The sequence below is a fragment of the Cytophagales bacterium genome, from assembly GCA_019456305.1.
Lineage (GTDB): Bacteria > Bacteroidota > Bacteroidia > Cytophagales > VRUD01 > VRUD01.
Genome location: VRUD01000125.1, coordinates 1 through 7,160, shown reverse-complemented (window position 1 = coordinate 7,160; position 7,160 = coordinate 1). Strand labels below are relative to the sequence as shown.

The following is a 7,160-nucleotide window of genomic DNA, read 5'->3' as shown; positions in this document are numbered from 1 at the left end:
AGTAATTCAATAGTAATTCAATAGTAATTCAATAGTAATTCAATAGTAATTCAATAGTAATTCAATAGTAATTCAATGGTAATACAATGGTAATACAATGGTTATACAACCGTATAACAACTGAATTAACGTTCCGTGTATGAAATGTAGGGCTTTAGAACTTCGTCAGTATCCATCAAGCAAGTAGTTTATTAAGAACACTAAAACCTTTAAAATCCTTGTCAGCCCTATATTTTATACACTTTGTTGTAGTGCGTTTATTCATTTTTCAATGGTGAGTGGTCAGATAATTCAATTTCAGTAGTGGGGTCAGGCATCATTCCAAAAAACTGCTCTGCTCTTTCCATAAATCCTTCAATGTCCCCTTCATAAACTTCATTCAATACTAATTGACAGTCAGTTCTTGTAACGCAGTCCATAACTGCTTGGTCCCATGCTCTTTTGCATGACCATGAACCAAGAAGTTTCGCAGTTGGCGATGAAGTTTGATGTTCTCTAAATCTTTTATTAACATCATCAGCAAATCCAATTTTTACCCTGTTTGGTTGAAATTCCGGGATTAGCTGAATAAGGTAGAAGTAGCCAAAATTTCTGTTATTGTTCAATTCAGATTTTGGCGTTCCCCTTGTTTTGTAAAATCGAATTAGCTTCTCAGCATCGTCAGAAGTCAAACATGCAACAAGAGCTCCTTTGCTCGTAGGAGTTTTCTGTTTTTTTGGTTCAAGTTTGAGTTCTGCTTTTTGGGATGTAACATTACGTCTCACTGTGTCAATGCTAACACCCAGTTCATCTGCTATTTCCTTGTAGGTCCTGTAACTCGCCATTTTTTATTTTTTTAATGCACTACAACAACCGTATAACAACCGTATTAACAACTGAATTACAACTGAATTAGAATCATTTCCCCCTACCTTGAAAAACGATCATAATCGTGTAAAGAAAAATTCTAAAATCCATTGCCAAAGACATATTCTCAATGTATAATATATCATACTTGAGTCTTTTTATCATTTCGTCAACATTTTCGGCATAACCAAATTTTACTTGTCCTAATGAAGTGATACCAGGCAATACTCTATGTAAATGTTTATAATAAGGGGCTTGTTTCTCTATCTTCTCAATAAAATACTGGCGTTCCGGACGCGGTCCAACCAATGACATATTGCCAATCAATACATTAAAAAACTGTGGAAGCTCATCAATCCTGGTTCTTCTCATAAACCTTCCCCACTGTGTAATTCTCGGGTCAGACATTGTGGCTAATTCAGGCCCTGTTTTTTCGGCATGACGATACATACTCCTGAATTTATAGATCTTAAATGGCCTTCTATCTTTTCCAATACGCTCCTGGGAGTAGAATATGGTTCCCTTGGAGGTAAATTTTGTTATTAACCCTATAGTAGCTAAAAAAGGAAAGCCAAGCGTTAAAACAAGCAATGAAGTGACGATGTCAATGGTTCGTTTGATCACAATTTGCCATACAGGCATCAGATCCTGGTTTATTTCAATTAATGGCGTACCCAGCATATGTGAGATCTTAACCGAACCTATCAATATCTGATAAAGATCGGGAATGATACTGATTCTGGCTGAATAGCCTTCTACAAGGCTTAATACTTCTTGTATCTTTTCGTGTTCAGATGGCTCTATGGCTATTATTACCTGTTCTATCTCACATCTTCGTATTACAGACTCCAATCTTTTATAATCTCCAAAATGACGTAGTTTATCTTCCAATAACCGGCTGGTATTTTCAAAAACATGTACATACCCTACAATCCTGAATCCTATAGAGTATTTGCTGTTTTGTAATTCTTCATATATTTCTCTGGCATTTTTATTAGAACCTATCAAAAGGGTATTAAACCAGATTTTTCCTTTTTTTATTAAATTTTTTATATAAGTCAATAATGCCAGCTTTAATATTGCTGTAATACCCACATGAAGAATAAAATATGTACTTACCGTTTTATAATACTGCGTATAATTGATAACCCCCTCATCATCAAGTAACAGCAGGAAAAATATGATCATAACCCCTAAAAAAGAGGCCCACACCAGATTAAGGATTTCTTTGATCCTTGATTTCCTGAAAATACGAACATAAAAACCGCAAAAAGCATAAAACAGCACCCAAAATATTGCTATCATAATAGCGCTGCCAATTAAGAAAAAAGAAATACCTTCCTGTATTTCATGGAGGATGTATTTTCTGAGTATATAAAATAATATCCAGGCAGCAACAGCAGCAATAAAATCGGCTGCAATAATCAAAAATATGTGAAAACCTTTTCTCAAAAATGTAGTAATTTTATGTTGTCCAACGCAATATAGTAATCTTTATCTCCTAATGATGACGCTTTAAAAAAAACATTAAACGTTGCTCCATCAGGCTGACTGGCAACTTCATCAATTAAGCTTATATATATTTTTTTCCAACTATTTGCAGGAAAAAGGACCAACTTTTCAATGGAAACAACTTGCTGGCTAACAGGGTGTCTTGCATATAAACCAACGGTAAGATTCATATTTGATTTGAAATTTATTTCCAAATAAACTGGTTTCTTTGGTAAGATATAATCTCCTGTAGTAGCAATGTCAATATTCTCTGCGAGCCCTTCCGGTACATCTATGAACCCGATAAAATCTTTACCTTCTGGAAAATCTAATGAATCTAAGTTACTTTCTCTTATTATGTCTATATTTCCCGAATTTTTTGAAAATAAATTTCCTTGTTCAAAATCTTCTTCATTAAATGGAAAAATTATAGTACTATCATAATTGACAACAGGGTTAATTGTATCAATAGTACCTGCCACAAGAGTACGCATGGTATCATAAATAGTATAAAATGGATATCTGATCCTAAGCCCCTTTATTCCATCACGATAAACACCAGCATAAATTATAACTTTTTTTGTACCTTGCTTTAAAACAGGGATGGTTGCTGGTAATTCAAAAGTGCCGATAATCTCATTATCAACCTCAAGCCATGCATCTACAATTTTATGTGAAGATGATCCCGAGTACTCGGGATCAAAATCAATATTTGATATTCTAATGTAAGATGGGATTTCTTCCGGTGGATTGATTATTTCACAGGAAACTAAAAAGATAATTAAAAAAAATTGACAGTTGACAATTGACAGTAGGCAATAAGCGATCATTTGATTGCATATATTGCCAACTGTCAACTGCCAACTGCCAACTGTTTTCGTGTTTTTGTGGCTAAACATTTAAATATGAATTTACTTTTTTTTTAAAACGAAAAAATTATAAATTTAGCATTTTTACTTTATAAACAGACACAAATTAGTGAAATTCGTGTAATTAGTGGTTTCAATATCTTCAAAATATATGAAGTTGATCGATACATACAAGCATAAAGGTTTACGAAAATCGCTTTGCAACACATTGCGCAAAAAAGATATTAAAGATGATGGGGTATTAAGAGCTATGGAGATCGTACCAAGGCATCTCTTTTTTGAAAAAGCATTTGAAGAAAAAGCATACAAAGATAATGCATTTCCCATCGGTGAAGGCCAAACAATATCACAGCCATACACCGTGGCCATACAAACAGAACTATTAGAAGTAAAAAAGAGGGATAAAATTTTAGAAATAGGCACCGGATCGGGCTATCAAACCTGTATATTGGTTGAATTGGGCGCAAGGGTATATTCTATCGAATGCAACAGAAAATTACATAAAAGTGCAAACATACTATTGAATAAATTAAATTATAAAGTAAATTTGTTTCTGGGCGATGGTTCACTGGGACTACCTACGTATGCACCATTTGAAAAAATACTTGTTACAGCAGGTGCATCGTCAATCCCTGAACCATTGATCGAACAATTAAAAACCGGTGGAATTATGGTAATTCCCGTAGGAAATAAAAATCAGCAAAAAATGTTAAAAATCAAAAAAATGATAAATGGGGAAATTGAAACAGAAGAAGCCGGAATATTCAGTTTCGTGCCATTGGTTGGTGAAAAAAGCTGGGAAAAACCGTAATTCCTACTGGATTAGCTTTTAGCTGTTAGCTGTTAGCAATAGATTTGATAACATAAAATCAAAATGAAGAACTTTAGAAGATTGAAAATTTGGGAACGAGGAATGGAAATTGTCAAGAAAACTTATTCGTTATCTAAACAGTTACCGGCTGAGGAAAGATTCGGGTTAGTCTCCCAAATAACCCGTGCGGCCGTATCCATTCCCTCAAACATTGCAGAAGGAAGCAGCCGTACAAGTGATAAGGATAAGAAAAGGTTTGCGGAAGTTGCACTGGGTTCTGCTTTTGAGTTGGAAACGCAGTTGTTGATCATAAGAGATTTGGAATTAGCAAACCCGGTTGATGCGGATAAACTGATTGAAGGGTTGCATGAAGAGCAACGTATGATCAACAGTTTCATTATTACACTGAAATTAACCGCTAACAGCTAACCGCTAACAGCTAAAAGCTAAACCCCTACTAATTACGAATTTTTCCGAATTACTAATTCGTAAATTCGTAATCAGTAGGGCTAACAGGAACAAATAATAAAAAAAATTTGTTTTAACATTAATTTGTTTTACATTTGCGATGTTCAGTTTACCAGCGACAAAACACGATCATGAAGCGTTTTTTATTATTAAATGTATTATTTGCCTGTTCTTTTTCTTTGGCGTCCATTATTTCAAATGCTCAAAGCTTTGAAAAAAGAACCGACCATCTCAATTTCATAAGAGGAACTGCAGGTACAGGCCTGTCTTCATACTACGGAGATCTATGTGATAATTTTGAGTGTTTCCGTTTCAGGCCACAGTTTAGCATTGGCGGGTATTACCGGTTCAATGAAAATTTCTCATTTAAAGCAGAGTTCAATTATATGAGATTCTTTAGTACAGATAAAGGTGGTACAAATAAAAAAAGAAATTTATCATTCCGGTCTGGTAATGCAGGATTTATGGCTGGTGTAGTTTATGATCTGTTTAAGTATGAAAGATTCTACCATAAACGTAAATCATTCACACCCTACATTTTTGCAGGTGCAGCTGCCCTGTTCTTTAATCCCAGGGCAAAAGCATCTGACGGAAAATGGCATTCACTGCAACCATTACAAACAGAAGGAAAAAAGTATAGCAGATTTACTTTTGGTATTCCGTTTGGCGGAGGAATACGCTTAAAACAAACCCCTGTGCTTGATATGAGTTTTGAGGTAAGCTACACCAAAACGTTTACAGATTATATTGATGATATAAGTACTGCTTTTGTTGACAACACATCTTTTGAAGATCCGCTTGCTGCTGAACTTGCGGACAGAACCAACGAAGGTGGCTTCCCAATAAACACTAATCCAAATGATCCTACTCACTGGGAAGAAGACCATAAAAGAGGAAATCCAAAAAGAAAGGACGGGTACCTGATATTTGGTTTTAAAGTTGAATATCTCCTCGTAAATATGAAGGAACAAAGAAGCAAGATGCACAAACACAAAATGCCTAAATTTAAAAAAGCTAATTTGCCCAAACCCGCAAAGATCAAAAGGAAAAAAGGAGGTTTCCTGTAATATTATTAACAATAATTGTCTTTTATACGACAAATTATTAAGATATTATGATTCAACTTTGTTCAAACAAACAACAATCATTTAACTATTATCAATTATGAGACACTTTACTTACACATCCGAAATTTTCCCCGCAAGATTTTTTTCTGTAGCAGGGATTGTTCTATCCAGCGCTCTTTTAGCGCCTATAGTTATGCATGCCCAAAACAAAACTAAAAATTGGTGCGGTACAGATCAATATTATGAATATCTTCTAAAAAAAGACCCTTCAATTGCTCTTCAAAGAGCCAAATCAGTGGAAAAAGTAAAGAGATATCTCAAAAATACCTCTGACGAAAAAAAAACAACCAAAGCGCTCAAAATTATACCTACTGTCGTTCACGTTATTCATGATGATGGAGCAGAAAAGATCTCAACTGAACAGGTAAGGGATGGTATTAGGGTGATGAGCGAAGATTATCAGCGGCTCAATGCAGACACGACCGATACCCGTGCCCTTTTCCTGCCTTATGCTGCAGATTGTGAAATAGAATTCAGGCTGGCTCAATTAGACCCCTTTGGCAACTGTACTCAAGGAATTGTGAGAGTTAAGGATGCACGCACCGTCCATAGTTTTAATGATGGTATAAAATCTTTAAGCCACTGGCCGGAAAATCAATATTTTAATATTTGGCTCGTACGGTCTATTGGTGGTGGTTCGATACTAGGGTACGGACAATTTCCCGGAGGTAACTGGTCAACATACGGATATGTGAATGTGCATAACGAATGGGGTACAATTGGCACATCGTTCTCAAACGGCAGAACCCCTACCCACGAAGCAGGGCATTGCTTTGCATTGGCGCATACATTTCAAGGTGGTTGCGGTACAACCAATCATTGTTCTTCTGGCGATGGCATAGGTGATACACCCCCTACCGCAAATGAAACTTTTGGATGTAACACTTCACAAAATACATGCAGTAATGATGTGGGTACCTGCAGCCCTTATACAACTGATGTGGTGGACCAAATTGAAAATTATATGAGTTATGACGCATGCCAGAATATGTTTACGTTAGATCAAAAAACAGTAATGATTGCTCAATTAACAGGATGGACACAATTAATTAATTTAACATCTGCTGCTAACCTCATTGCTACCGGTACAGATAATGGCTTTACAGCTCCTCCATGCGCCCCTATTGCAGACTTCAGCAATAATTTTAATGAAGGATGTGAAGGGCTCACAGCAGCATATTCAGATAAATCTTATGACGCTGATGTTGACAGTACCTGGACGTGGTCCTGGAATTTCCCTGGCGGGACCCCTGCTACTTCCAACCTTCAAGATCCATCTATTACATATAATGCCTTCGGTGTGTATGGCGCTACGTTAACCGTATCTAATAGTACAGGAAGTGATGCCCTTACAAAAACAGGTATTGTTACTGTAATACCAATTACAGGTGAAGTAACCCCTTTACTTGAAGGTATTGAAAACTTAACATTTCCTGCTCATCCAACCGATGTAAAAAAAGACTGGGACATAGTTAATCCGGGAGGAGCTACCTGGGAGCGAACAACCACTGCCTTTTTCTCAGGCGCTGCTTCTGCAAGGATCCGCAA

Annotated in this window: 7 protein-coding genes; 4 read left to right on the top strand and 3 right to left on the bottom strand. The window is 36.1% G+C overall.

Features of this window, described 5'->3' with window-relative positions:
- Positions 1-257: 257 nt before the first annotated feature.
- From FVQ77_16925 to FVQ77_16915, 3 genes are all read right to left on the bottom strand, one after another.
- Positions 258-824 (bottom strand): hypothetical protein, encoded by a 567-nt coding sequence (locus FVQ77_16925; protein ID MBW8051986.1) that lies wholly within the window; start codon positions 822-824, stop codon positions 258-260.
- A 73-nt stretch (positions 825-897) separates the two neighbouring features.
- Positions 898-2,298, bottom strand: coding sequence for a sugar transferase (locus tag FVQ77_16920; protein ID MBW8051985.1), 1,401 nt, complete (start codon positions 2,296-2,298; stop codon positions 898-900).
- Entirely contained in the window at positions 2,295-3,236 is a 942-nt protein-coding gene (locus tag FVQ77_16915; protein ID MBW8051984.1) for a hypothetical protein, read from the bottom strand. Before FVQ77_16915 ends, FVQ77_16920 begins: the two co-directional genes overlap by 4 nt.
- 121 nt (positions 3,237-3,357) lie before the next feature.
- Here FVQ77_16915 and FVQ77_16910 point away from each other — a divergent pair, with 121 nt between their 5' ends.
- The 4 genes from FVQ77_16910 to FVQ77_16895 all read left to right on the top strand — a co-directional run.
- Positions 3,358-4,017: a protein-L-isoaspartate(D-aspartate) O-methyltransferase gene (locus FVQ77_16910; GenBank protein MBW8051983.1), complete on the top strand. Its 660-nt coding sequence runs from the start codon at positions 3,358-3,360 to the stop codon at positions 4,015-4,017.
- Between the two features lie 63 nt (positions 4,018-4,080).
- Positions 4,081-4,446: a four helix bundle protein gene (locus FVQ77_16905; protein MBW8051982.1), complete on the top strand. Its 366-nt coding sequence runs from the start codon at positions 4,081-4,083 to the stop codon at positions 4,444-4,446.
- 170 nt (positions 4,447-4,616) lie between these two features.
- Positions 4,617-5,552: an outer membrane beta-barrel protein gene (locus FVQ77_16900; protein MBW8051981.1), complete on the top strand. Its 936-nt coding sequence runs from the start codon at positions 4,617-4,619 to the stop codon at positions 5,550-5,552.
- A gap of 97 nt (positions 5,553-5,649) precedes the next feature.
- Positions 5,650-7,160 (top strand): hypothetical protein (locus FVQ77_16895; GenBank protein ID MBW8051980.1); only part of this gene is annotated, 1,511 nt, incomplete at its 3' end.